Source organism: Nonomuraea rhodomycinica, from assembly GCF_013363995.1.
Taxonomy (GTDB): Bacteria; Actinomycetota; Actinomycetes; order Streptosporangiales; family Streptosporangiaceae; genus Nonomuraea; species Nonomuraea rhodomycinica.
Window position 1 is genome coordinate 22,662 of the sequence record NZ_JABWGO010000020.1, and the last position, 23,478, is coordinate 46,139.

Below are 23,478 nucleotides of genomic sequence, written 5' to 3' on the forward strand. Positions count from 1 at the left end.
TGCGGGCCCGCCCCGTCACCGAGGGCTTCCGGCCAGCCGGCGCACCTCGGCGACCAGCCGGTCGATCTCCTCGAACGTGTTGTAGCCGTGGGGCGAGATGCGCAGGGCGCCGGAGCGGGCCGAGCAGGCGATGCCGCGCATCCGCAGCTCCAGCGCCGCCGCGGGCGCGTCCAGGCCGTCGAGCGAGAAGCTGACGATACCCGACCTGGCCGCCGCGGAGCGGTCGCTGAGGATGACGGCTCCCGCCTTGGTCAGGCCCTCGCAGGCGTGCTCGCACAGCGCGTCGACGTGCCGCCACACGGCCTCGACGCCCGCTTCGAGCAGCAGGCCGAGCGACGCGCCCAGCGCCGCGATGCCGGACATGATCGGCATGCCCCCCTCGAGACGGCGGGCGGTGGGGTCGTAGACCAGGTGGGGGTTGTCCCAGTCCTCCCGATGCCGCACGGCGTTCCATCCGGGCTCCAGGGGCCGCAGCCGGTCGAGGTGCCGGCCGCGCACGTACAGCAGGCCGCTGCCGGTGGGACCCAGGAGCCACTTGTGGCCGTCGGCCATGGCGAAGTCCACGCCCCAGCGGTCGAGGTCGGCCGGGACGACGCCGAGCCCCTGGATGACGTCCGCGCACAGCAGGGCGCCGACGTCGGCGCACACCTCGGCCAGCGCGGGCAGTTCGACCCGCCAGCCCGTGCCGAACTGCACCCAGCTCGTGACGACCACCTTCGGCGGCGGCCCCTGGCGGATGACCCGTTCGAACGCCTCGACCGGCAGCGCCCCGCCGGGCCCGGCGGGAGCGACCCGGTCGATCCGCACACCCTGATCCTGAAGGGCGAGCCAGGGATAGAGGGTCGACGGGAACTCGCCGTCGGGGATGACGACCCGGTCGCCGGGCGACCACGACAGGCCGTTGGCGACGAACCCCAGGCCCTCGGTGGTGTTCTTGATGAAGGCGACGTCGTCGGCGGGCACGCCCATCAGGCGCGCGCCCAGGGCGCGGATCCGCTCGTTGTCGCTCTTGTGCTGTTCGTAGGTGAACTCGCCGTCGACCGACGCCTCCTGGGCACGGCGCAGCATGGCGTCCACGGCGGGTTGGGGCAGCGGGCAGATTCCGGCGTGGTTGAGGTACGCCCACGAGCGCGTGGTGGGGAAGTGCTGACGGGCCAGAGGGGGCATGGCGACCTCCATAAGTGGACACCCTGTCCGGTTGAGCGTAGCAGCGGACCGGACAGGGTGTCCACTTGGCGCCGACGGCGCCTCACCCGGCAGGGACGTACTGACCGGCGTAGGCGCCGGACGGCGGGATGGGGGTGATGACGTCGATCAGGACGCCGTTGGGGTCGGCCACGATGAAGTGCCGCTGCCCGAAGTCCTCGCTGCGCAGCCCGAGCTCGGGCCGCAGGCCTTCGCGCAGGACGAGCCGTTCCCACTCGGCGTCGACGTCCTCGACCTCGAAGTTGAGCAGCAGCCCGCGCACGGGCCGCCGGTATCCCTCCGGCACTGTCGGGTGGGCGTGGTCGAGCAGCGCCAGCTCGTACGCCCGCTCCCCCGGCCGTCGCAGGCTCACGTACCAGTCGGCCTCGAAGGTGATCTCGAACCCGAACAGCCGGGTGTAGAAGTCCCGGGACTCGGCCACCCGCTCGGTGCCGATGACCGGATAGAAGCTGGTCAGGATCACGCTCGTCTCCCTGTTTTCACATACCGACGGTATGCGAAGGTACCGTATTGACGTACCATCGGTATGTCAACGGGAGAGGAAGGCGCGATGACCGAGGGGACCAGGGCCCTCCAGCGCGAGCAGACCAGGCGGGCCCTGCTGCGCGAGGGACGGCGGCTGTTCGCCGCCCACGGCTACGGCGCGGTCGGCCTGGCCGAGATCGTCCGGGCCGCCGGAGTCACCAAGGGCGCCCTGTACCACCACTTCGCCGGCAAGGCCGACCTCTTCCGCGCGGTGCTGCGGGAGGTGCAGCAGGAGGTCGCCCGCGAGGTGGCCGGCACGGCGGCGACCCGGGACGATCCGTGGGAGCAGCTGACGACCGGGTGCCGGGCGTTCCTCACCGCCAGCACCGCCCCCGGCGTCCAGCGCATCATGCTCATCGACGGGCCCGCCGTCCTGGGATGGAGCGAATGGCGGGCGATGGACGAGGCCGCCTCGGCGCGCCACCTCGCCGAGGCGCTCGCCACCCTCGCCGAGCGGGGAGTGATCGCGGACCGGCCGATCGAGCCGCTCACCCACCTGCTGTCCGGGGCCATGAACGAGGCCGCCCTGTGGCTGGCCGGGTCCACCGGCCCGGACGACCTCGACGACACCTGGGAGGCGCTGTCGCGGATGCTCCAGGCCCTGCGCGCCGCCGAGGGCTGATGACCGGCTTCTGACGCCCCCGGCGCTCCCGGGGCTGCGGTGAGCCGCGGGCGCGGGCGGTCACGGGTTCGCGGGGCTCGACAGGAAGGCGCGTACCAGCCGCTCGTAGCGGAACCGGTCGGTGTTCCACGCCTCGGTGTGCCCGCCGTCCGGGAACTCCTCCAGCCGGACGTCCCACCCGGCGCGCGCCGCCGCCGCGGCCAGGCCGCGGGCCTCGCCGATGGGGTGGTCGGCGTCGCCGACGGTGTGCAGCAGCAGCGTCGGCGGCCGGACCGCGGGCGGGTGGCGGATGAGGCTGAGCCGTTCGAGGTCCACGCCGGTGCGCCACGCGACGACGCGGCTCACCAGCCCCCCGAAGAACGGCGGCATGCCGTGCTTGCGCGCGCCCTGCTCGTTCGTCATGCCGGCGTCGATCATGGGCGCGTCCAGCACCACCCGCTCCACCGTCCCGGCCAGCGACGAGTGCGTCAGGAACTGGCCGATGACCGCCCCGCCCATGGAGGTGCCGTACAGGACGAAACGCTCGGCCCCCATGCCCAGGGCCGCCCGTACGGACGCCTCCAGGTCGCGCCACTCGTCGGCGCCCAGGTGGATCAGTCCGTCCGGGGAGCGCGGGGCGCCCTCGTCGTTGCGGTAGGAGATGACCAGGAACGCCAGGCCGAGCTCGCGCACCACCGGCAGGACCTTCAGCTCGGCCCTGCGCCTGCCGTTCTGCCCGTGCACCGCGACGACCCAGGTGGTGCCGCGTCCGGGCACGTACCAGGCGGGGGCGGGGCCGAGCTCGGTGGCGACCTCGACCTGTGAGAAGTCCACGCCCCAGGCCACCCGGGGATCGCCGGGCGGGACGCTGCCGAACCAGCCGGGGGTGCCCGCCGACGGCAGCGGGCCGCGCAGCACCGCGCGCGTCACCCGGCCGCCGCGGCGCCCGGTCACCGCGCCGAGCATGGTGGACGACCCGCTCCATTCGAGCCAGTACACGCCGGGTTCGCGCGTCTCGGCGGTGTCGGCGAGGGTGACCTCGCCGGTCCGGGAGGCCAGCACCATGGCGTTGTGCTGCCCGTAGTGGACGACGCCGACGGCCTGCTCGCTGCCGTACCAGGCGCCGTAGCCGGTCCCCGCGGCCAGCAGCACCGCGAGGGCGGCCGACGCGCGCCTAAGCCAGGAGGCCATCGAGGACCCTCCTCACCGTCCTGCGGCACAGCTCCCGGAACTCCTCCTCGGCCAGGCCGATCCGCCCGCCCAGGTGGAGCTGGACCAGCCCCTGGACCGCCGCGGTGAGCGCGAGGGTCACCTCCAGCGGGTCGTCGCCGCGCAGCCGCCCGCTCCGCATGCCCTCCTCGACCAGCACCACCAGGTGGGTGAACGCGGGAGAGGCGCCGCCGGCGAAGTCACCGGGAAAGCGCCGGGTCCGCTCCCTGGGCTCGGTCATCAGGAACGTGTAGAGGTGCGGGCTGCCCAGGGCGAAGTCCAGGAAGTCCGCCAGCAGCGCGAAGACCCGGCTCTCCCAGTCGGCGCCCTCGGCGCGCCGCCCCCAGGTCTCCCCGAGCCGGCGGACCGCCTCATGGTCACAGCGGGGGCGCCTTCGCGGACGAGGATGTCGCGCGCGGCATCGGCGATGCGTTCCGATGTCGGCTTCATGGTGTACAGCGTAAACCGACGACGGTGTACAAGGTATACCCGAACACAGATACGCATGGACACAGAGAGTGACAGAACCGATACTCGACGTGTCAGCCCTTTGCCCCCTGCGATCACTTCATCACCCCTGGTGCGCGCATTCGCCGGCGTGCCGCGCTGTCCGGGGTCGTGGCCGTCAGGGGACAGGACAGAAGGAGAACGATGCAGTCGAAGTGGTTCCTGGCCCTCCCCCTCACCGTCCTCGCGGCGGGGGCGTGCCTGACGACGACCGCCATGGCCAGCCCGTCATCGGCACCGGTCGCGGCGGCCGCCCGCCCATCGGCTCTGCCACCCGGCTACCAGCTCGTCACCCTGCCCAACGCCAACGTCCCCAACTTCCAGCGCCGCACGCTCTACTGCCCCGGCAGCAAGAAGGTCCTCGGCGGCGGCGCCGAGGCCCGCGGCAACAGGGCGATCCTGGTCGGGTCGTTCCCCACCGATGACGGCCGCGGCTGGATCGCCCTCGGCCGCCAGGACGGCTACAGCGACGTCGGCATCAGCGTCTTCGCCATCTGCGCCGACTGACCTCCGGCCCACCCGGCCCCGGCCGCCCGGCGGCCGGGGCCGCTCCATGTCCCCGGCCGACCACGTTGGCCGGGCATATGCCGCGTTCCTCTAGGCTGCCAGTGGCGATACGGTCACCGGCGGCAAGGGAAGGAGCGGCGTCCATGAACGTGCCATCCGACGACGCCGCGCCGTCGAGAACGGCGGAGGGCAGGCGCCTGCGCCGGCTGCCCGACCTCTCCGACGCCGGGGCGTACCTGGTGGACGACCGCGGGATGATCGTGCAGGTCAGCGACCAGGCCGAACGGCTGCTCAAGCGCCCCGCCGCCGACCTGCTGGGCCGCGACGCCCACGACCTGCTGCACCGGGGCAAGTACGGCGAGCCCCTGCCGCGCAGCCGCTGCGCGATGCGCCAGCCCCTCATCTCCGGCGGCAGCGCCCAGGGCGAGGGCGAATGGTTCGAGTGCGGTGACGGCCTGCTGATGCGGGTCGCCTGGATGGTCACCCCCTGCCGGCTCGACACGGGCGGCATGGGGGCGCTGGTGCTCTTCCACGAGCTCCTCTCCTCCACGCCGCCCCCGCACGAGGCGCCCGGCGTCACGGCCTCGATGACGCAGCTCGACCGGCTGGCCCTGCTCGCGGAGACCACCGCGACGCTCACCTCCAGCCTGGACGTCGAGGAGACGCTGCGTCAGCTCGTGCGCCTGGTCCTGCCGCTGCTCGGCGACTGGGCGGTGATCGACCTGCTCACCGAGGAGGGCGGGGTGTCGCGCGCCACCGTCGCGCACCACCAGGGCGGTCTGCTGATCTACCGGGACGACCTGGAGGGGCCGATGCCGCCGGTCCCGCAGGAGTCGCCGATGCCGCTGTCGCGGGCGCTGCGCGGAGTCACCGCCACGCTCGTGAGCCCGGAGACCTACCAGGGGCCGCCCGACTCGGGCATCGCGGTCATCCAGCAGGAGCTGTTCCGGGTGACGGGCATGCACTCGGCGTGCATCGCGCCGATCCGCGGCGTGCGGGAGGTGGTCGGCGCCCTGACGGTCGGACGTTCCCGGCAGCCGGCCGCGTTCACCACCGCCGACCTGCTGCTGGTGGAGGACATCGCCCGGCGGGCCGGTCTGGCGCTGGACAACGCCCGCCTGTACGAGCGGCAACGGCGGGTCGCCGAGACCATGCAGCGCCACCTGCTCCCCCAGCTGCCGACGGTGCCCGGCCTGCGGATGAGCGCCTCCTACCGGCCCGCGCCCCGCGCCTCCCAGGTCGGCGGCGACTGGTACGACTCCTTCGTCCTGCCCGACGGCGCCACCGCCCTGGTGATCGGCGACGTGGTCGGCCACGACCTGGACGCGGCGGCCGGCATGGCGCAGGTCTGCAACATGCTGCGCGCCTACGCCGGCGCGGGCCAGGAGGCGCCCAGCGTCATCGTCGACCGGCTCGACTGGGCGGTGGCCCGCATGGCGGAGACCACGATGGCCACCGCCGTCCTGGCCCGGCTGGAGCATCGCGAGGGCGAGGGATGGCGGCTGCTCTGGACCAACGCGGGGCACCCGCCGCCGCTGCTGGTCGAACGGGACGGACGCACCCGCTTCCTGGAGGAGGGACACGGCCTCCTCCTGGGCACCGGCATCCCCACCGTCCGCACCGACGCCGCGCTCGACCTGCCGCCCCTGTCCACGCTGGTGCTCTACACCGACGGCCTGATCGAGTCGCCCACCCGGTCGCTGGACGAGGGGATGGCCCGGCTGAGCCGGTACGCCGCCTCGCTCGCCCAGCGGCCCGTCGGCTCGCTGGGCGACGTGCTCATCGACCGCGTCCGCCCCGCCGACAACGACGACGACGTCGCCCTGCTCACGGTGCGCATCCCGGACCTCCCCTGAAGGCAGGGCGAGGTGGCTGAGTCTTCCGCGACTGCTGAGGACCCCGGGCGGGCGCGGAGCGCGCTGCCACGGGCCGGTGCCGTGGCGACGGCGGTGCTGTCCGCGCTGCTGACCGTCGCGGCCATGGTGATCCACGCGGGCGTGCCTGCTCCCTGGTACCCCTCGGTCACCTTCTCCCCGCAGTCGGCCGCCGCCCTGACCTTCCCCGCCGTCGGCGCGTTCCTGGTCTTCCACCGGCCGCGCCTGAACATGGCGTGGCTGATGTGCGCGGGCGGGCTGGCCGGCGGGGTCAGCGACTTCGCGCTGGCCCTGTCGTACCGGCTGGCCGCCGGCGGGCACCTCGTGCAGGCGGGTTACGCGCGCCTGCCGGGGCAGGTCGGCTGGGCGGTGTGCGGGGCGATGCTCGCCATGCTGCTGCCGCTGTACTCCCCCGACGGCCGCCTGCCGTCCCGGCGGTGGCGGCCCGTCGCCTGGCTGGTCGCCGCCGTCCTCGTGCTCTACCTGCTGCGCCTGCTGCTGCGGCCCGCCCCGGATCCCTCCACCGTCCCGTACCGCGCCGTGATCCCCAACCCGCTGCAGGTGCCCGCGCTGGCCCCGTACCTCGGCGCGGTCACGGCGGTCTCGGTGACGGGTCTCTACGTCGCGATGGCGCTGGCCGCGCTGTCGCTGGCGGTGCGGATGCGGCGGGCCGGCCCGGTCGGGCGGCGGCAGATCGGCTGGCCGCTGCTGGCGTTCACCGGGTACGTCGTGTTCCTGGCCCTGTCGATGCTCACCCCCGGCCTGCTGTGGACGGCGATCGCCTGGGCGGCGCTCGTGCCGGTGGCGGTGGCGATCTCGGTGATGCGCTACCGGCTGTTCGGCATCGACACCGTGATCAGCCGCGCGTTCGTGGCGGCCGGCCTGGTGGCCGTGGTCAGCGCGGTGTACTTCGGCGTCGGCGGGCTGTCCGGGCTGGTGGTGTCCGGCTACGACGAGATGGCGGGCGTGGCGGCCGCGCTGTTCGCCGGGCTGTTCTTCCAGCCGCTGCGGCGCCTGCTCCAGCGGGCGGTGGACCGCATGCTGTACGGCGCCGTCGGCGACCCCGGCGTGCTGGCCGGGCGTCTCGTGCACGCGGTGCGCCGCGGCGACCCGGCCCGCGCCCTGACCTCGGTGGTGAGCGTGCTGCGCGACGGCCTGGCGGTCGAGGGCGTGGCCGTCGAGGTGGCCGGCGGCGAGCCGCGCCACGTCGAGAGCGGCAGCGTCGGCCGCGAGCCCCGCGAGGTGCCGCTGGTGTGGCACGGGCAGCGGGTGGGCCGGCTGCTGGTGGGCCCTCCGGGGGCGCGCCGCTTCCCGGCCGCGCACAACGAGCGCGTGCTGGCCACGCTCGCTCCGTACGCCGCCGACGTCGCCCACGCGGTCCGGATGGCGGCCGACCTGCAGCGCTCCCGCGAGCGGATCGTGACCACCCGGGAGGAGGAGCGCCGCCGCCTGCGCCGCGACCTGCACGACGGGCTCGGCCAGACCCTGTCGGCCATGGCCATGACCATCACCATGGCGCGGCGGAGCCTGCCGGGGTCCCCGGAGTCGGCCGACGAGCTGCTGCGGCGGATGCACGCCGGGATGAGCGCCGTCACCGACGACATCCGCGAGCTCGTCCACGGCCTGCGCCCGCCCGCGCTCGACGAGCTGGGCCTGGCCGGGGCGGTGCGCGAGCTGGCCGGCCGGCCGCCGCCGGGCGTCGCGGCCGAGACGCCGGTCGAGGCGCGGGCCGAAGCGCCGGTCGACGTGCGGGCCGAGACGCCGGCGGACGTGCGGGTCGAGGTGCGGGTGGAGGGCTCGCTGGAGGATCTGCCGGCCGCCGTCGAGGTCGCGGTCTACCGGATCGTGCAGGAGGCCCTCACCAACGTCCGCAAGCACGCCGAGGCGTCCCGGGCCCGCGTCGTCCTGCGGCGCGAGGCGTCGGCGCTGCGGCTCGTGGTCGGCGACGACGGCAGGGGGCTGCCCGCCGCGTACAGCGCGGGGGTGGGCCTGGGCTCCATGCGCGAACGCGCCGCGGAGCTCGGCGGCGTCTGCGTCGTGAGCGGCGCTCCCGGCGAGGGGACGCGGGTGGAGGTCACGCTGCCGCTCGCCGGAGGCCGGCGCCGGCCGTGATCAGAAGGGACGGCAAGGGCGACCGGTCCTGACGAGCCGCGCATGATCGCTAGGGTGAGTGCGTTCCCCTCCTTCACCCCCCGGGAAGTGTCACGTGCTCCGTCGTTATCGTTCGGGCGTCGCCGCCCTGCTCGTCACCGGTGTGTACGCCGTCGCCGTCGTGGTCGCCGCCGTGGCCGCGCCGGCCACCGGCGAACTGGGCCCGTTGTGGTGGTTGACCCTGTTCGTCGGGCCGGCCGAGGGGGCCACGGTGACGTGGCCGGACGTGCTCGTCCCTCTCCTGGCCGGCGCGGCATGGGGGTGGGCGCTGTGGCAGGGCCTGCGCGGCCCGCTGGCGGGGCCGCCGCCCGAGCTCGACCGCGACACGAGGCTGCTGCGGCAGGTGCTGTACGTGAGCGCGGCGGCCACGCCGCTCGCCCTCGTCCTGCCGTCGTGGCCGTGGTGGGCGCAGGTGCTCCTCGCCCTCGTGACGGCGACCTCCGTGGTGCTGTTCCAGCCGGTGCTGGGAGGCAGCCTGGAGCCTGCCGGGTTCGCGCGGGCCATGGGCCTGCTGGGTTACGGAGGCGCCGCCGCCTTGGAGGTGCTCGACGTCGCCGGCATTCCGGTGCCCCGCGCGCTGTCCGCGTTCTGCGCCCTGGCGGGCCTTCTCTGGCTGGCGCTGATCCTGCGGGCGCAGCGCGGCGACGGCCGCTGGCGGCGGGCCACGTTCCGGTACGGCGTCGCCGGCATGGTGGCGCCGATCGTCGGCGGGGCGGCGGGCGCCCTGCTCGCCGACGTGGCGGGCGTCTACGCCTACGCCCCGGGGGCCACCAGCACCCTGATGGTGATCTGGCTGACCCGCACCGCCCACGAGCTCGCCGACCCGCGCCCCCGGCCGGCCCGGCCCGAGCCCGTGCCTTCCGGTGCTGCTCCCGCCGGACCGCCGGCGTCCTGACGGGGCGCGCTCAGCGGGTGCCGCGGAAGGCGGCGCGGTACGCCTTCGGGGTCGTGCCGGTGACGCGCCGGAAACGTTCGCGGAAGGCAGTCGCGGACCCGAAGCCGGCCTGGGCGGCGATCCGCTCCACGGCGTGGTCGGTGTGCTCCAGCAGGTACTGCGCCCGCCTGACCCGGGCGCGCAGCAGCCACTGCAGGGGCGTGGCGCCGGTCTGCTCGCGGAAGCGGCGGCTGAACGTGCGCGCGCTCATGCCGCAGCGGGCGGCCATCACCTCCAGGGTGAGATCGTCGGCCAGGTGCTCCTCCATCCACGCCAGCGTCGGTTCGAGCAGTGAGCCGCGCGGCAGCGGCGGCTGCTCGTGCACGATGTACTGGGCCTGGCCGCCCTCGCGCTCCAAAGGCGTGACGGCCATCCGGGCGGCGTCGGCGGCCACGGCCGAGCCGAGGTCGCGGCGGACCATGTGCAGGCACAGGTCCAGTCCCGCCGACGCCCCCGCCGAGGTGAGGAACTGCCCGTTGTCGACGTACAGCACGTCGGGACGCACCTCCACCTTCGGGAACAGGCGTGCGAGCCGCGGCGCGGCCAGCCAGTGCGTGGTCGCGGCCAGGCCGTCCAGCAGGCCGGTGGCCGCGAGGATGAAGGCGCCGCCGCAGATGGAGGCGATGCGGGCGCCGCGGGCGGCCGCGTCGCGCAGCGCCTCCAGGGCGTCGAGCGGCGGCGGCCCGTCGATCTCGCAGCCCGGCACGATGATCGTGTCGGCGTCGGCGAGGGCCTCCAGCCCGTGGGAGGCGTGGATGGTGAAGGTCTCGGTCGGCACCCGCGGTTCCGTCCCGCACACCCGCAGCCGGTACGGGCGGCGCCCGCCCGGCAGGCGCACCCGGCCGAACACCTCGACCGGCACCGCCATGTCGAAGACCACCGTCCGCTCCAGCGCCAGGACCGCCACCGTGTGCACCAGCGCAGCGTACGCCGGACCGGGCCGTCGCCGCGCATCGCGCCCGGCCGGCTGATCCATAGCATCGCGATAGAGGGAAACTGGCTTGTCCCCGGGCGACGTCGTCGCGCCTACCGTGACAGCACCCCCCACTGTCCGAGGAGACACGATGCCAAGACCCCTCCGTCTCGCGCTCTCTCTCGTTCTCACCGTCGCGTTCCTGCTGGCCACCTCGCCCGCGCAGGCCGCGGCCCTGGTCCAGGTCCTCCGGTACGACGCCGGCCGGTCGGCCGAGTTCCGGGCCGCGGTGGACCAGGCCGCGCAGATCTGGAACGCCGGCGTCGGCAACGTCCGGCTGGTGGCCGGCACGCCCGCCCACTTCGTCGTCACGGCGGACAACGGCTGGCCGCGCACCCTGCCCACGAGCCTGGGCCGGGGCACCATCTGGATGGGCCGGCAGGCCACCTCGCAGGGCTACAACGCGGTGCGCATCGCCGCCCACGAGATCGGCCACATCCTCGGCCTCCCCGACCGGCGCACCGGCCTGTGCTCGGACCTGATGTCCGGCTCCAGCGCCCCGGTGAGCTGCACGAACGCGAACCCGAGCGCGGCCGAGCGGGCCGAGGTGGACCGCAACTTCGCCGGTGCCGCCCCGCTGGTCGAGTTCGGCCAGGTGCACGTGGACCGCTGAGCGCCACCGGCCGGGGCTTCGCCCGCGGTTGTTGTCATCGCCCGCTGGTACGGTCGCGACGAATCGATCTTCCACGTGAGAGGCGGATGATGGCGCACCGTCCCGGGGCCCCGGCCGAATACCTGCATCCGGACGTTCTCGGCCAGCTCAGGCGGCTGAACGGCCACGTCCCCGAGGACTTCGAACCCCGGGAATGGAGCGTGGCCACGCCCGCGGGCGAGTATCCCGTGCCTCCGTCCGTCCAGGCGCTGCTGGCCGTGGTCTGGCCCACGGAAGAACGCCTGCGCACGGACGACGGCTTCGAGTGGGAGGTCGTCCTCTACTCCGGTGGAGAAGGCGCGGAAACGGAGCCTGGCCTCGTGGCCGAGGACCGCGCCTGGTACACCGTCGGCCACGACGACGGACAGTGGTTCCTGCTCGTCGACCTGGCCGAGGCGGCGACGGGCACCAACCCGTCGACCTACCGCGTCGACCACGAGGGCGGCCAGCCCGTGCCCACAGAGGTCTGGCTCTCCCACAGGCTCCTCGGCCTCAGACGGTCGACCGCCGCCATCGAGTTCGGACGTGCGTGCGCATGGGGCGACGCGGACGCCGTACGAACGGCTCTGGACAGTGGTGCCGGCACGGGGGCGCTGGAGCGATCCGGCCTCACGCCGCTCCACCTGGCCGTGTTCGCCGGCTCGGTGGAGACCGCGCGGATCCTGCTGGACGCCGGAGCCGACCCCGACGCGCCGCTCACCGACGCCATCGACGTCGACGACAACCACGTCTGGGCGACGTACTTCCAGACCTACCGCGGCAGCAGGACGACAGTCGATCCCGTGACCTGCTGCAGCAGTGCGGGCACCACTCCTCTGCACGCGGTTCTGGAGAGCTTGACCGGCATCGGCGCAGACGCCGGCGGCGCGGACCTGTCGCCGCTGGACATGGTCAGGCTGCTGCTGGCTCACGGAGCGCGGCACACGATCCTGGCCGCCGACGGTTACAGTCCCGCGGACATCGTCTTCAGCATGACCCTCAGCAGGTCGGAGACCGATGCCCCGGAGGTGTACGCATGCCTCCGGCTGCTGTACGACGCCGGAGCGGAACTGGTCACCTACGCGGACTGGACCCCTGAGGAGACGTCTTCGTAGCCGCCCGCCTCACCCGCTCGCCGCCGGGTCGGTGTCGCCGCTCTGCTCGTCGAGCAGGTACTGCGCGTACCAGCCCGGCCAGTCCGGGTCCGGGTGCCCGAGCTCCTGCTCGTGCCGGCCGTGCGCGGCCTCCGCGCGGCGCAGGGCGTCGGCCAGCTCGGCCGCGGACTCGAAAGTCACCGTCATCTCACTTCTCCTCCCGGGTGGAACGGCCGCTCGGGGTCACCGGCCCGGCAGGCGGGTGGTGACCTCCTGGAGCAGCCAGCCGTTGCCGTCGGGGTCGCTGAACGAGGCGAAGGAGCCGTAGCTCTGGCGCTCCGGCGCGGGGCCGGGGACCCGTTCGTCGGTACCCGCGTGGTGGAACACCCCGCCGGCGTCGTGGAACACCTCGCTGACCTCGGCCCCGCGCTCGACGAGCTCGGCCCGCGCCGCGTCGATGTCGTCGACGACCAGGTACAGGCCCTGCGCCGAGCCGGGGACGGCCGAGGTGATCCCGGCGCCGAAGATGAGCGAGCAGGCCGAGCCGGGCGGGGTCAGCTGCACCACCCGGAAGCCGTCGCGGCCGCCCACGTCGGCGTCCTCGCGCCACCCGAGCGCCTTGTAGAAGTCCTTGGAGCGGTCCACGTCGGCCACCGGGACCACGACGACCTCGAGTCTCATGTCCACGGTGCCGGCTCCTCCCGTCCGGTGCCGGCGGGCGGGCGCGCCGCCGGGCTGCTGTCCTGTCACGGGGGGCCTACCTCCCACCTTCGCGCCCTTCTGCCCCGAAGTCCAGGAGCGGCACGGGCGATCACCGGACGCGGGCGGGGGACGAGGCGGCGCCTGTCCGGGGTGACGGGTCGGGTCCCGGGTTTGCCGGTGGCCCCGGGCTGTGCGAGCCTTGGGGTCCGGCTTCGGAAAGGGCTGACCCCGTGACACTCGGCATGGTTCTCGGCGACCGCTCCTCGCGCGCTTCGACGCGGGAGCGGTAGCCCTTCCTGCCCTTTCCTCCGCGTCCGTGCCACGGCACGGGCGCCTGCGGCCCGCTCCTCGTCGACGTGCGCCTCGTGCCCCGTCCGCACGCCCGACCACGAGGAGCATCTGGTGGCCACCGTCCACTGGACCGAATCCGGCACGCCCCGATCCGCCCGCTGGCATTCCGAGAGCGCGACGCCGCCCCCCGCCCGGGTGGTCGTCGCCGACGACCGCACCAAGGCGGACACCGCCTGCCGCCTGGCCCGCGAGGGCGCCGCCCTGCTGTGGCGGGGCGACTTCCACAACGGACGCCACCTGCTGCAGGCGATGGGCCGGCGTCTCGACCGCGTACCTCCCGGCACGGGTGACAGCCCCGCCGAGACCTTCCACCTGCACCGCCGGGCGCGCGGCCGCCGGGCCCGCCTGCTGGGCCGGCTGCTCGTGCTCCTGGAGGACGACCACTCCCTGAACCTGCGCAGGGCCCCGGACGTGCGGCTCGCCTGCGCGGAGGCGTACGGGACGCCGCGCGAGCCGACGCTCGTCCCCCTCAGGGAACTCCTGGGCGTGATCGGCGCGCACGAGTGGCGCAGGAAGGGCGTCCCGGTCCCCGCCCTCGGCGCCCGGATCCATCCGCACTACGGGGTCTTCTCGCCGGTCCGCGGAGAGTACGTCGACCTGGTCGCGCGGGCCCCGCTGCCCGCGCCGGCCGGGTCCCGGACCGGTGCGCGCACGGCGTTCGACCTCGGCACGGGCACCGGGGTGCTCGCGGCCGTCCTGGCCCGCCGCGGCATCGGCCGCGTCGTGGCGACCGACATCAGTCCCCGCGCGCTGGCCTGCGCCCGCGACAACGTCCGCCGGCTGGGCCTGGCCGGACAGGTGGAGGTCACCGGCCCGGCTCTGTACCCCGACGGGCGCGCCGACCTCGTCGTGTGCAACCCCCCGTGGCTTCCGGCCCGGCCGGCCTCGGTCCTCGACCAGGGCGTCTACGACCAGGACGGCGCCATGCTGCGCGACTTCCTCGGCGGGCTCGCCGGTCACCTGCGGCCGGGCGGGGAGGGCTGGCTCGTGCTGTCGGACCTGGCCGAGCGCCTCGGGCTGCGGACGCGGCGCGACCTGCGGGCCGCCATCGCGGCGGCCGGCCTGCGCGTGGCCGGCAGGATCGACACGCGGCCCCGGCACCCGCGGGCGAGGGACGCCGCCGATCCGCTCCACGCCGCGAGGAGCGCGGAGGTCACCTCCCTCTGGCGGCTGACCCCGGCATGACGGCACGCCTCCGCACATCATCTGACGAGATCGCACATTTGGTCAACTCGCTGGCATGCAGTTGACTGATTTTCGAAAATCGTCATATGGTCGCTTCTCGACAGCGCGCACCGCCACCGAGACAGGAGCACGCCCCATGAACACGCACGACAAGACCGTCCTCGTCACCGGCGCCACCGGCAACCAGGGCGGCGCGACTGCCCGCCACCTGCTGACCGCCGGCTGGCGGGTGCGCGCCCTGGTCCGCGACGACACCACGCCCGCGGCCCGCGCGCTCGCCGCCGCCGGCGCCGAAGTCGTCCGCGGCGACCTCGGCGACCGCGCCTCCCTCGACGCCGCCGCGCGCGGCGCGTACGGCGTCTACAGCGTCCAGCCCGCCGGCGACGACGAGGTCGCCCGGGGCGTCAACGTCGCAGACGCCGCCGCGGCCGCCGGTGTACGGCACCTGGTGTACTCCTCGGTCGGCGGCGCCGAGAGCCAGAACCGCTTCTACGTGGAGCAGGGCTGGGGCCCCGTCGACAAGTGGCGGATCGAGGAGCACATCCGCCACCTCGGGGTGCCCGCGACGATCCTGCGCCCCGCCGGGTTCATGGAGGACTTCACCAGCCCGGCCCGGTTCTTCCAGAACGGGTCCCTCAACGTCCCGTGGCACGACGACCTGGTCATGCAGCTCATCGCCGTCGACGACATCGGGGCGTTCGCCGCGCTGGCGTTCGCGCGGCCGGACGCCTACCTGGGCCGGGCTCTGGAGATCACCGGCGACCGGCTGACCACCCCGCTGATCGCCGCCGCCCTCAGCACGGCGGCCGGCCGCGCCGTCCCGCACACGCGGATCCCGCTCGACCTGCTGTGGGAGCACAGCCCCGAGGCGGCGAAGGTCTTCACCTGGGCCGGCGAGACGTACTACGACACCGACCTCGCGCCCCTACGCGAGATCCACCCCGGCCTGACGGACTTCCGCACCTGGCTGGAGCGCTCGGGCAAGGCACGGCTCCTCGCACAACTGGACGCCCTGCCGGCGTGACCGGACGCCACGCCGGCGCTCACCCCGCCGCCCCGCCCACGGCGGTCACCCGGCCACCTTGTCCAGGAAGGAGTACAGGTTGGCCCGCACCCGGGCCACCTTCTCCTCCGGCGTGAGCGACTCGTCCACCACGCCGCCGCCCGCCGCCTCCTTCTTCCCCCGCGCGTAGAGGGAGCAGGCGAGGTCGGCGCACAGGTACTGCCCGACCGTGTTGCCCTGGCGGCCGGCCTCCCCGGTACGGCGCGCGGTCATCAGCGCCACGCCGCCGCTGGTGTGCGTGGTCAGGCACAGCGAGCACATGCTGCGCGAGGTGAAGGCGCGCTGCGCGCCGGAGGTCACCCGCAGCGCGACGCCCACGAGGCGGCCGTCGCGCTCGGTGACGAGGTAGGCGCGTTCGGGCGCGCCGGGATCCCGCCAGCCGAGGAAGTCGAGATCGTCCCACGGCCGGTCCTCCGGATCCCTCGGCAGGCCGAGCCGCTTGGCCTCGCCCTTGGAGCAGTTGACGAACGACGCGCGGATGTCGGATTCGGTGACAGGTCTCATGGGCGGCGAGGCTAACCGTCCTTAAGGGTAGTATGCAAATACTTAAAACCTGTAAGCAGACGGAGGGTGACGCATGGCGCGAGCCGGACTGACCGCCGAACGCCTGACCCGGGCCGCGGCCGAGCTGGCCGACGAGCTCGGCTTCCAGAACGTGACCGTCTCGGCGCTCGCCCGCAGGTTCGGCGTCCAGCCCGCAGCCCTGTACGCCCACGTCAAGGACGTCCACGACCTCCGGGTCAGGGTCGCGGCGCTGGCCCTGACGGAGCTCGCCGACCGGGCCGCCGACGCCCTGGCCGGCCGCGCGGGCAAGGACGCGCTGGCCGCCTTCGCCAACGCCTACCGGGGCTACGCGAAGGAGCACCCCGGCCGGTACGCCGCCTGCCAGATGGAACTGCACGACGAGACCGCCGTCGTCGGCCCCGCGCGCCGCCACGCGGAGCTGACCAGGGCGGTCCTGCGCGGTTACGAGCTGCCGGAGCCCGCCGAGACCGACGCGGTGCGCATGCTGCACGGCACCTTCCACGGGTACGTGAGCCTGGAGACGGCCGGCGGGTTCCGCCGCCACCAGCGCGACGTGGACGCCTCGTGGTCCCGGGCGCTGGACGCCCTCGACCTCGTCCTCAGGAACTGGCCCTCCGCCTGAACCCGCCGCCCCGCGCCGTGACCGCCACGGCCGCGGCGGTCACCGCCGACAGCAGCCCCCAGGCCGCGCCGAAGCCGCCCGTCACGTCCCTGAGCAGGCCGAGCGCGGGCGGCGCCAGGATGACCGCGACCTGCGTGACGGCCATGGCCAGACCGAGCGCGAACCCCGTCCTGCCGGGCGGCGCCGACTCGGCCAGATGAGCCACCCACGGGCCGTACCAGCCGATGCCGAAGAACCCCAGCCAGACGAACAGCGCGCAGGCCGCGACCGGCGAACGCCCCAGAGGTGTCATCAGCGCGACCATCCCGGCGGTCACGGCCACCATGCAGACCAGGACGGAGACGTACCGCCCGGACCGGACGCGGTCGCTCCAGGCCGCCAGGCACACCCGCCCGGCGACGCCCGCCCCCTGGACCGCCACGAACGCCGGCGCCGCCGCCCCCGCCTCGACGGCGGCCGCCTCGTGCAGGTGCAGCACGGTCAGGACGCCGATGCCGCTGTGCACCGAGACCAGGCACGCCCCCGACAGCAGGATGCGCACCATGGCCGGCTCCCGCAGCATCCGCAGCCGCGAGCCGGGCGACGCCCGCTGCTCCCCGCCGCGTGACGCCCGCTGCTCCCCACCGCCCGACGCCCGCGGCTCCCCACCGCGCGAGCCGCCCGCCTCCGGAACGTCCGGGACAGGAGGCCGGCGATAGAGGCCCATGAAGGCGACCGCCCCCACCAGCGCGACCAGTCCCCCGGCCACGAGCGACGCCCGCCGGCCGGACGCGGCGGCGAGCGCGGGCAGCACCGCCGCCGCCACGACCCCGCCCAGCGGCAGGCCCGCCTGCCGCACGCCCATCGCCAGCCCCCGCTGCGACGCGTCGAACCAGGACGCCACCGACTTGCTGCCACCGGGCTGCACCGTGCTGTACCCGGCCCCGACCACCAGCAGCACGAGCAGCAGCGACCCGTATCCCGGCGCCACGCTCCCCACTCCCAGGCTCACGGCCACGACACAGGCGCCGATCCCGACCACCCACCGCTCGTCGTAGCGGTCCAGCAGCTCCCCCGCCACCAGCAGCCCGGCCAGCGGCACCAGTTGCGCCGCCGAGAGCAGCAGCCCCAGCTCGGCCGCCCCCACCCGCAGGTCCCGTTGCAGGAGGACGCCCATCGCCCCGATGCCCTGCACGAAGAAGCCCGAGGCGGCCTGGGTGAAGGTGGCGACCCCGAGGACGACCCACCGGTATCGGGCCGGCGCGCCCAGCCGTACATCCCTGTGCTGTGTCACGCCGACCACCCTGATGTAATGGTCTTGTGCACCTCAACCCTTACGGCGAGGACGCCGTGAACCTCGCCGCCGACCTGGCCAACCGGCGCCCGGCGACCGCCGGGGAGCTCGCCGACCGCTGCCGCGCCGCCGGGCTCGTGCTGCAACGCCCGGTCACCCCCGACGACCTGGACCTCACCCTGGTCGCGCTGGACGCGTGGGAGCGGATCGTCGACGCCACCGGCGAGCACGAGCGCGCCGAACTGGTCAACCGCATGCTGGCCCGGTGGACCGCCCACCCGCGGCTGACCGACCACGCCGGCAGCGGCTGGCACCTGCACTACCGCGACGACCTGCTGCCCCTCGGCTCCGTGCTCTCCTCGCTGATCGCCGTGGGCACCGCGCTGCACCTGGTGGGACGCGGCATGCACCGGCTGCGCCGCTGCGCCGTGACCGAGTGCGCCACGATCTTCGCCGACACCTCACGCACCGGCCGGCAGCGCTACTGCTCCCAGCGGTGCGCCAACCGCGACGCCGTGCGCCGCCACCGCGCCCTCAGGACCAGTGGTCACGCTCCGGCAGGCACAGCCACACGTCGGGCGGCCCGATGACCGCCCGCTCGTCGCCCACCCGCAGCCCCGCGTACGCGCAGCTGTAGGCCACCGCCTCGCCCTGGAACAGATAGGACAGGAGCACCTCCCGGGGTCCGTCGTCCTCCCACGCCGCACCACCGGGATGCAGGTCCCAGCCGACGATCTCCCCGTCGCGCGCCACGCACCCCTGGTTGCCGCTCTTGGGATTGGCGTACATGGCGTAGCAGAGCGTGCCCGCGGAAAGGCGCCTGGTGACGCCCGGCGTCTCCGGCACGTACCCCCACGGCTGGCTGACGACGCAACCGCCGGGCACGTCCGTGACGCCCACGAACCGCATGCTCTCCTCGGCGAAGGGATCGATCTCGTCCAGGAACTCCTCCGGGTCGATGACCTCGACCGTGGCCTCCAGCCGCCGCACCGCCTCGGCCGCGTCGATCCCGGCCACGCATGCCACGGAGAAACCGTCGTGCTCGACACCGCCCAGCACCGCCGTCAGCCGGTCGGCCTCCGCCACCAGCGCGGCCTCATCGTCCGACAGGCCGCGGACCTCGGCCGGCCGCTCGAACAGGTCAGGGTCCGGGCCGGCCAGGCTGAGGCGGCCGGGCGACCAGCCGCTCATCATCGGCCGCCACGGGTCGGCCCCGGCGGCCACGAGAGCGCGGGCGACGTCATGGCGCTCCTCGTACACGGCGACCCAGAGCGCGCTGCGCCCCTCGCACTCCGCGTCGACGTCCGCCACGCGCCCCGCCAGCTCCACCACCTCCGCGAGCGAGCCGTCCTCGACCGCCTCGTGCAGCCGCACCACGTCGTCGTCCATGCCCGTGACCCTCCTCAACACGTCGGGGAAAGATCACATGGTGCACCACGGGGACGACAATTCCGGCGGCCCGCCGCGGGTGCGGGATCAGTTGCCGCCCGGCTTGTTCGGGGTGACGTTGATCTGGCCGGTGTCGGTGACGATGATCTGGATGCGGCCGTCCTTGACGGCCTGCCACATCACCGCCCCCTGCGGACCGAGCACGTCCTTCAGCTCCTTGATCGCCTCCAGCTCGGTGCGGGCCTTGGCGTTCTTCGCCTTCTGCGCGGTGTTCTCCTCCTGGGCCTGCTGGACCGCCGCCATCGCCTCACGCACCTTCTGCGGCGGCTGGGGCTGCTGGAGGGTGACCGAGAACTTCTCGAAGAACGCCGTGCCGCCCTGCTCGCGCAGGAACTGGCCCATGTACTCGCCGACCTTCGCCTCCCACTGCTGCTTGGCCTGCGGGTTGACGTAGGTGAGGTCGCGCCAGGCGAACTCCTTGCTGGCCGCGTCGAGGGCCCGGTCGAGCGGCTGGCCGACGTAGACGCTGAGCAGCTTGCGCCAGCCCGCGTCGGTGTAGGCCTCGTACTTGAGCCCGATCTGCTCGTGGAACTGCTGGAGCGTCTTGCAGTCGCCCGTCAGGGAGAAGGTGACGACACCGGAGACCCGCATCTCCAGCGGGTCCTTGGTCCACATGGTCAGCGGCCCGGACTCGGCGCCCGGCTTGGTCCTGACGCCGTCGGGGTCGTTCGGGTCGGCGGCGAACTCGAACGTGCGCTGCCCCGCCGGGTAGACGTAGCCCTGGTCGCCCCAGCCGGACACGTCGCGGACGCCGGGGTCCACGCAGTTCTGGAACGTCGTGTCGGAGAACATGCCGGCGTCGTAGACGATGCCCTTCTCGTCCGGCTCGGGGATGGTGACGGAACAGCCGGCGAGCAGGAGGGTGGCGGCCAGCGAGGCGACCGCGGTCGTGCGTCTCATCGGTTTTCCCTTCTTGTCGCCGATCACGGTATTGCAGTGATGACGGATGGGAAGGGGGAATCGACCGACCGCCTTTACATTGTAGATTTCTAACCGGTGGCGAGGCCGTCGGCTGCCGGCGATACGGTGGCCGGGGAGGGATCGACGTGCCTGGTGATCGGATGTCCGCAGCCCTGGCGCCGTTCGTGGTGGGGCTGGCCGCCTACGACCTGGGGCCGGGGCTGGCCGGCGTCCATCGCGGGCTTCCCTCCGCCACGGTGTCGATCACGATCCCGGAGCAGGACCCGCTGGAGATCGCGTGGGCCGGGCGGCCCGGCTCGCGGCGACGGCTGCGAGCGGCCGTGGCCGGACTCCATCTGGAGGCCGCCGAGCTGAGGCAGCCGGGATGCACCCGCGGCGTGTGGCTGACGCTCAGCCCCGTGGGCGCCGGCGCGCTGCTGGGGCTGCCCGCCGCGGCGCTGGCCGGCGACGTCGCCGAGCTCGCCGACGTCGTCCCGGCGATGGCGGACCTGCCCGAACGGCTCGCGGCCTGCCGATCCTGGCCGGAACGCCGCGCGCTCGTCGAACGCCGCCTGCTCGCCGGCCTGGCCCGCCACGGGGCACGCGCCGATCCGTCCAGGACGCGGGCCACGCTGGCGGCCCTGTCCGGGACCGCACGGGTGCAGGAGGCCGCCGACCGGCTCGGGTGCTCCCGCCGGCACCTGAGCGGCGCGGTGCGCGCGGAGCTCGGGGTCACGCCGAAGGAGTACCAGCGGCTCGTCCGCTTCGAGACCGCCCGGGGGCGGCTGGTGGCCGCCGCCCGCGCCGGACGGGCCGATCTGGCGGCGGTGGCCGCCGCGTCGGGGTTCGCCGACCAGGCGCACTTCACCCGGGAGTGGCGGGCCATGGCCGGGTGCACGCCCACCGAGTGGCTGCGCGCGGAAGGCCCCGGCCGGCGCGGATAGACCGGGACCCGATCGCCGCGGGCAGAGCGGGCCGGCGCGGGCGACCTGGCCGTCCGTTCCCAGATGTTCAAGACGTCGCCGCCGCCCGCCCCCCACCATGGGCGCATGACGCCAGACATCCGTATCTCTCCTCGTCTCATCGTGCCCGACCCGGACCGCGCGTCGGCGTTCTACCAGGACGCCCTCGGTGCCGAGCAGGTGTTCCGCGCGCCGCTGATCGACGACGGGCGGCCGAGTGTGGTCGACCACCGCGTCGGGGCCTCGTTCTTCCGGGTCTCCCCCGCCGTCTCGTCGTGGGGCTGGCGGTCACCGGACGATCTCGGCGGTTCCGCGATCCTGCTGGAGATCGAGGTGGACGACCCGGACGCGGTCGGTGACCGCATGACCGCCCACGGGGCGGAGGTGGTCGTGCCGATCGAGAACCGGCCCTACGGCAAACGCTCGGGCCGCGTCCGCGACCCGTTCGGCCACTTGTGGATCATCACCGGCGCGCTGCGCTGACGTGCCGGGCGTTCGGCCGTTCAGGGGACACCGGAACAGTCACCTTCTGTCCGCCACGAGGGTTCGTGCCGGTGTGAGGAGCGCGGACAGGGCCCAGCGGCCGGGTCCGAGGACGGCGACGAGCAGGAAACCCCAGCAGAAGAGCGCGGCCTTCTCGCCGCCGTTCTCGATGGGGAACAACGCCTGCGGCTGGTGGACGATGAAGTAGGCGTAGGCCATGGTGCCCGAGCAGACCACGGCGGCGGCGCGGGCGGCCAGTCCGAGCAGGACGAGGGCGCCGCCGACCAGCTCGATGACGGCGGCCCACCATCCGGGCCACTGTCCGAAGCCGGGCGCCGGGCCCTGCGGCCCTCCCAGCACGTCGAACAGGGTGGCGGCGCCGTGGCAGGCGAACAGCAGGCCCAGGACGCACCGGTACAGGGCCAGGAAAAGGTCCTGATTCTTCTTCACCAGCTCCACCGAGTTCCCCTTTCCCGGGAATGACCGACACTATATGGGAGCGCTCCCAAAGAGCTTCGTCATTCCCGCGGGACCTGTCAACGCACCCCCTTATCAGGACCGTTCCAGAAAGCGCTTCATGCGCATTCCCGTGTAATTTTCATCGGCACCGGGAAACGCGGCCTAAATCCAGCCGCGTTCCCTGGCCGCCAGGCCCGCCTGGAAGCGGGTGATGGCGTTCAGGTCGCGCATGACCGCGTGGATACGCCGCTGCACCGTGCGCAGGCCCAGCCCCAGGGCCCGGGCGATGGCCTCGTCCGTCAGGCCGCCGGCCAGCAGCGCGAGCAGGTCCCTGGTCAGCTCGTCGGGCTCGTCAGGCTCGTCGGGCTCGCCGGTCACCGGCATGGACGCGGGAGCGGGGGCGGCGGGGCGGGGGGCCGCGCGTAACGGGAAGCCGCGGCTCCACTCCCGCTCGAACAGGGCGATCAACGCGTCGAGCAGGGCCGACTGGTGCAGGATGAACGCCGCGTCGATCGAGTACGCCCCGTTGCGGATGGGGATCAGCGCGAGCGCGTCGTCGGCGATCCACATCTTGGCCGCCGCGTCGGCCACCACGCGGGCCTTCTCGCCGCGCGCCATCGAGTCCTGGACGAGCCGCAGCTTGCCGGGGACGGCCAGCGACTCCAGGTCGTACACGCTGCGGTAGTCGATGCCGGACCTGAGCATCCGCCGCTCCCGCTCGACGTTGTCGCCGTGGTCGCGCATGACGTACGGCGGCTTGTCGATGTTGCGGAACATCGTCTGGGCGCTGTCCTGCAGCGCGTACGCCCGGCTGATGATGTTGTCGGTGCCCGTGACGACCTCGACCTGCTCGGCCGGATGGGTCGCGTAGCGCGAGGCCAGGTGGAACGACGTGGTCAGCTCGTGGATCGCCGTGCGCACCTGGTGCAGCTCCTCCTCCTGGCGGGTGAGCAGCGGCCTGATCGCGATGTCGGGGGCCACGGCGACGTAGCGCGCGCGGCGGCCGGGCAGCCTGCTGGCCAGGCCGCGCCGCGCGAAGGCCGCCAGCGTGCGGGCCGCCAGCAGCGGCGAGACGCCGCAGAGCGGGGCCAGCTCGGCGGCGGACGAGCGCGGGTTCTCGACGAGCGTCGCGTACAGGCGGCTCTCGGCCGGTGACAGGCCGATCGCTTCGAGCATCGGGCGCGCCCCCCTTCTCCCGCCGGGCGGCACCGGGCGGCGCTGCGCGCACGCCGACGGCGCTGGCGGGTTACCGCCACCTGGCGGGTTTTGGCCCGTCCGGCGGACTTGTGCCC

Annotated in this window: 26 protein-coding genes; 13 read left to right on the forward strand and 13 right to left on the reverse strand. The window is 74.0% G+C overall.

What is annotated here, in order from left to right; genetic code table 11:
- Positions 1-15 precede the first annotated feature (15 nt).
- Together HT134_RS42845 and HT134_RS42850 are read right to left on the reverse strand one after the other, a co-directional pair.
- Positions 16-1,167: an aminotransferase class V-fold PLP-dependent enzyme gene (locus HT134_RS42845; RefSeq protein WP_175606240.1), complete on the reverse strand. Its 1,152-nt coding sequence runs from the start codon at positions 1,165-1,167 to the stop codon at positions 16-18.
- An 82-nt stretch (positions 1,168-1,249) separates the two neighbouring features.
- Positions 1,250-1,669 carry a VOC family protein gene (locus tag HT134_RS42850; protein WP_175606241.1) on the reverse strand — a complete coding sequence of 140 codons (420 nt, stop codon included), beginning with the start codon at positions 1,667-1,669 and terminating at the stop codon, positions 1,250-1,252.
- An 87-nt stretch (positions 1,670-1,756) separates the two neighbouring features.
- On the opposite strand from HT134_RS42850, the gene HT134_RS42855 reads away from it, so the two are divergent.
- Positions 1,757-2,353 carry a TetR/AcrR family transcriptional regulator gene (locus tag HT134_RS42855; protein ID WP_175606242.1) on the forward strand — a complete coding sequence of 199 codons (597 nt, stop codon included), beginning with the start codon at positions 1,757-1,759 and terminating at the stop codon, positions 2,351-2,353.
- A gap of 60 nt (positions 2,354-2,413) precedes the next feature.
- On the opposite strand, the gene HT134_RS42860 is transcribed toward HT134_RS42855, so the two are convergent.
- The gene (locus HT134_RS42860; protein WP_175606243.1) at positions 2,414-3,523 is read right to left on the reverse strand and encodes an alpha/beta hydrolase family protein; all 1,110 of its coding nucleotides are present in this window, start codon (positions 3,521-3,523) and stop codon (positions 2,414-2,416) included.
- Positions 3,507-4,073 (reverse strand): TetR-like C-terminal domain-containing protein, encoded by a 567-nt coding sequence (locus tag HT134_RS47965; RefSeq protein ID WP_312888886.1) that lies wholly within the window; start codon positions 4,071-4,073, stop codon positions 3,507-3,509. Before HT134_RS47965 ends, HT134_RS42860 begins: the two co-directional genes overlap by 17 nt.
- Before the next feature lie 119 nt (positions 4,074-4,192).
- On the opposite strand from HT134_RS47965, the gene HT134_RS42870 reads away from it, so the two are divergent.
- The 4 genes from HT134_RS42870 to HT134_RS42885 all read left to right on the forward strand — a co-directional run bounded on the left by HT134_RS42870 (position 4,193) and on the right by HT134_RS42885 (position 9,475).
- Complete coding sequence (locus tag HT134_RS42870) at positions 4,193-4,555, forward strand: hypothetical protein (protein ID WP_175606244.1); 363 nt, start codon at positions 4,193-4,195, stop codon at positions 4,553-4,555.
- 143 nt (positions 4,556-4,698) lie between these two features.
- Positions 4,699-6,411 (forward strand): SpoIIE family protein phosphatase, encoded by a 1,713-nt coding sequence (locus HT134_RS42875; protein WP_175606245.1) that lies wholly within the window; start codon positions 4,699-4,701, stop codon positions 6,409-6,411.
- A 12-nt stretch (positions 6,412-6,423) separates the two neighbouring features.
- On the forward strand, positions 6,424-8,541 hold the full coding sequence (locus tag HT134_RS42880; protein ID WP_312888877.1) for a sensor histidine kinase: 2,118 nt from the start codon (positions 6,424-6,426) through the stop codon (positions 8,539-8,541).
- A gap of 94 nt (positions 8,542-8,635) precedes the next feature.
- Positions 8,636-9,475, forward strand: coding sequence for a hypothetical protein (locus HT134_RS42885; protein ID WP_175606246.1), 840 nt, complete (start codon positions 8,636-8,638; stop codon positions 9,473-9,475).
- A gap of 10 nt (positions 9,476-9,485) precedes the next feature.
- Here HT134_RS42885 and HT134_RS42890 read toward each other — a convergent pair whose 3' ends face one another.
- Positions 9,486-10,430 carry a GlxA family transcriptional regulator gene (locus HT134_RS42890; protein WP_312888878.1) on the reverse strand — a complete coding sequence of 315 codons (945 nt, stop codon included), beginning with the start codon at positions 10,428-10,430 and terminating at the stop codon, positions 9,486-9,488.
- A gap of 148 nt (positions 10,431-10,578) precedes the next feature.
- Between HT134_RS42890 and HT134_RS42895 the strand changes: the two genes are divergently transcribed.
- Together HT134_RS42895 and HT134_RS42900 are read left to right on the forward strand one after the other, a co-directional pair.
- The gene (locus HT134_RS42895; protein WP_175606248.1) at positions 10,579-11,100 is read left to right on the forward strand and encodes a snapalysin family zinc-dependent metalloprotease; all 522 of its coding nucleotides are present in this window, start codon (positions 10,579-10,581) and stop codon (positions 11,098-11,100) included.
- 86 nt (positions 11,101-11,186) lie between these two features.
- Positions 11,187-12,233, forward strand: coding sequence for an ankyrin repeat domain-containing protein (locus tag HT134_RS42900; protein WP_175606249.1), 1,047 nt, complete (start codon positions 11,187-11,189; stop codon positions 12,231-12,233).
- 9 nt (positions 12,234-12,242) lie between these two features.
- Here the strand turns inward: HT134_RS42900 and HT134_RS42905 are convergent, their stop codons facing one another.
- Both HT134_RS42905 and HT134_RS45040 read right to left on the reverse strand, forming a co-directional pair.
- A complete protein-coding gene (locus HT134_RS42905; protein ID WP_175606250.1) occupies positions 12,243-12,419 on the reverse strand; it encodes a hypothetical protein in 177 nt (58 codons plus the stop codon).
- A gap of 36 nt (positions 12,420-12,455) precedes the next feature.
- Positions 12,456-12,893: a VOC family protein gene (locus HT134_RS45040; RefSeq protein WP_217709061.1), complete on the reverse strand. Its 438-nt coding sequence runs from the start codon at positions 12,891-12,893 to the stop codon at positions 12,456-12,458.
- 423 nt (positions 12,894-13,316) lie between these two features.
- Here HT134_RS45040 and HT134_RS42915 point away from each other — a divergent pair, with 423 nt between their 5' ends.
- Positions 13,317-14,450, forward strand: coding sequence for a methyltransferase (locus HT134_RS42915; protein WP_175606252.1), 1,134 nt, complete (start codon positions 13,317-13,319; stop codon positions 14,448-14,450).
- Between the two features lie 136 nt (positions 14,451-14,586).
- The gene (locus tag HT134_RS42920; RefSeq protein ID WP_175606253.1) at positions 14,587-15,474 is read left to right on the forward strand and encodes an NmrA/HSCARG family protein; all 888 of its coding nucleotides are present in this window, start codon (positions 14,587-14,589) and stop codon (positions 15,472-15,474) included.
- Between the two features lie 45 nt (positions 15,475-15,519).
- Here HT134_RS42920 and HT134_RS42925 read toward each other — a convergent pair whose 3' ends face one another.
- The gene (locus HT134_RS42925; RefSeq protein WP_175606254.1) at positions 15,520-16,017 is read right to left on the reverse strand and encodes an FBP domain-containing protein; all 498 of its coding nucleotides are present in this window, start codon (positions 16,015-16,017) and stop codon (positions 15,520-15,522) included.
- A 73-nt stretch (positions 16,018-16,090) separates the two neighbouring features.
- On the opposite strand from HT134_RS42925, the gene HT134_RS42930 reads away from it, so the two are divergent.
- The gene (locus HT134_RS42930; RefSeq protein WP_175606255.1) at positions 16,091-16,660 is read left to right on the forward strand and encodes a TetR/AcrR family transcriptional regulator; all 570 of its coding nucleotides are present in this window, start codon (positions 16,091-16,093) and stop codon (positions 16,658-16,660) included.
- Here HT134_RS42930 and HT134_RS42935 read toward each other — a convergent pair.
- The gene (locus HT134_RS42935) at positions 16,638-17,933 is read right to left on the reverse strand and encodes an MFS transporter (protein WP_312888879.1); all 1,296 of its coding nucleotides are present in this window, start codon (positions 17,931-17,933) and stop codon (positions 16,638-16,640) included. The two genes, HT134_RS42930 and HT134_RS42935, sit on opposite strands and share 23 nt — an antisense overlap.
- Positions 17,934-17,959: 26 nt before the next feature.
- Between HT134_RS42935 and HT134_RS42940 the strand changes: the two genes are divergently transcribed.
- On the forward strand, positions 17,960-18,523 hold the full coding sequence (locus tag HT134_RS42940) for a CGNR zinc finger domain-containing protein (protein ID WP_175606256.1): 564 nt from the start codon (positions 17,960-17,962) through the stop codon (positions 18,521-18,523).
- On the opposite strand, the gene HT134_RS42945 is transcribed toward HT134_RS42940, so the two are convergent.
- Together HT134_RS42945 and HT134_RS42950 are read right to left on the reverse strand one after the other, a co-directional pair.
- Positions 18,468-19,322, reverse strand: a complete 855-nt coding sequence (locus HT134_RS42945; protein ID WP_217709049.1) for a DUF6461 domain-containing protein — start codon at positions 19,320-19,322, stop codon at positions 18,468-18,470. The two genes, HT134_RS42940 and HT134_RS42945, sit on opposite strands and share 56 nt — an antisense overlap.
- A gap of 87 nt (positions 19,323-19,409) precedes the next feature.
- Positions 19,410-20,282, reverse strand: coding sequence for an SPFH domain-containing protein (locus tag HT134_RS42950; protein ID WP_175606257.1), 873 nt, complete (start codon positions 20,280-20,282; stop codon positions 19,410-19,412).
- Between the two features lie 161 nt (positions 20,283-20,443).
- Between HT134_RS42950 and HT134_RS42955 the strand changes: the two genes are divergently transcribed.
- Positions 20,444-21,226 carry a helix-turn-helix domain-containing protein gene (locus tag HT134_RS42955; protein ID WP_175606258.1) on the forward strand — a complete coding sequence of 261 codons (783 nt, stop codon included), beginning with the start codon at positions 20,444-20,446 and terminating at the stop codon, positions 21,224-21,226.
- A 105-nt stretch (positions 21,227-21,331) separates the two neighbouring features.
- Positions 21,332-21,727 (forward strand): VOC family protein, encoded by a 396-nt coding sequence (locus HT134_RS42960; RefSeq protein WP_175606259.1) that lies wholly within the window; start codon positions 21,332-21,334, stop codon positions 21,725-21,727.
- Between the two features lie 39 nt (positions 21,728-21,766).
- On the opposite strand, the gene HT134_RS42965 is transcribed toward HT134_RS42960, so the two are convergent.
- Both HT134_RS42965 and HT134_RS42970 read right to left on the reverse strand, forming a co-directional pair.
- The gene (locus HT134_RS42965; protein ID WP_175606260.1) at positions 21,767-22,186 is read right to left on the reverse strand and encodes a DoxX family protein; all 420 of its coding nucleotides are present in this window, start codon (positions 22,184-22,186) and stop codon (positions 21,767-21,769) included.
- Positions 22,187-22,348: 162 nt separating this feature from the next.
- A complete protein-coding gene (locus tag HT134_RS42970; RefSeq protein WP_175606261.1) occupies positions 22,349-23,362 on the reverse strand; it encodes a helix-turn-helix domain-containing protein in 1,014 nt (337 codons plus the stop codon).
- Positions 23,363-23,478: the final 116 nt, after the last annotated feature.